The sequence below is a fragment of the Streptomyces mutomycini genome (assembly GCF_001700505.1).
In the GTDB taxonomy this organism is placed as follows: Bacteria; Actinomycetota; Actinomycetes; order Streptomycetales; family Streptomycetaceae; genus Streptomyces; species Streptomyces mutomycini.
In genome coordinates this window covers 1-830 of sequence record NZ_MAPV01000246.1, presented here as the reverse complement: position 1 = coordinate 830, position 830 = coordinate 1, and the positions used below count along the sequence as shown (strand labels likewise).

At 68.6% G+C, this 830-nt stretch carries 1 protein-coding gene; it reads right to left on the bottom strand.

Going from position 1 to position 830, the window contains the following annotated elements; genetic code table 11:
- Positions 1–830 (bottom strand): beta-ketoacyl synthase N-terminal-like domain-containing protein (locus BFF76_RS28245; protein ID WP_141695684.1); only part of this gene is annotated, 830 nt, incomplete at both ends.

Genomic DNA, 830 nt, shown 5'->3' with positions numbered 1-830 from the left:
ACGTGCGCGTTCGTGCCGCTGATCCCGAACGACGACACACCCGCCCGCCGCGCCTCGCCCGTCTCCGGCCACGCCACCGACTCCGTCAGCAGCTCCACCGCACCCGCCGACCAGTCCACCTGCGAAGACGGACTGTCCACGTGCAACGTCCGCGGCAGAATCCCGTGCCGCATCGCCTGCACCATCTTGATGATCCCGGCAACACCCGCCGCAGCCTGCGTGTGACCGATGTTCGACTTGACCGACCCGAGCAACAACGGCCGATCCTCCGACCGCCCCTGCCCATACGTCGCCAGCAGCGCCTGCGCCTCGATCGGGTCACCCAGCTTCGTACCCGTACCGTGCGCCTCCACCGCATCCACCTGCGAAGCCGACAAGCCCGCATTCGCCAGAGCCTGCCGAATCACCCGCTGCTGCGACGGACCGTTCGGAGCCGTCAGACCATTCGACGCACCGTCCTGATTCACCGCCGAACCGCGCACGACAGCCAGCACCCGGTGCCCGTTGCGACGCGCGTCGGACAGCCGCTCCACCAACAGCATCCCGACACCCTCGGACCACCCCGTACCGTCCGCCGCATCCGCGAACGCCTTGCACCGCCCATCAGCCGCCAGACCACGCTGCCGCGAGAACTCGACGAACGTGCCAGGCGTCGCCATCACCGTCACACCACCGGCCAACGCCATCGAGCACTCACCCGACCGCAACGCCTGAATCGCCCAGTGCAACGCCACCAACGACGACGAACACGCCGTATCCACCGTCACCGCCGGACCCTCCAAGCCCAACGCGTACGACACCCGACCCGACGCCACACTGCCCGAGTTACC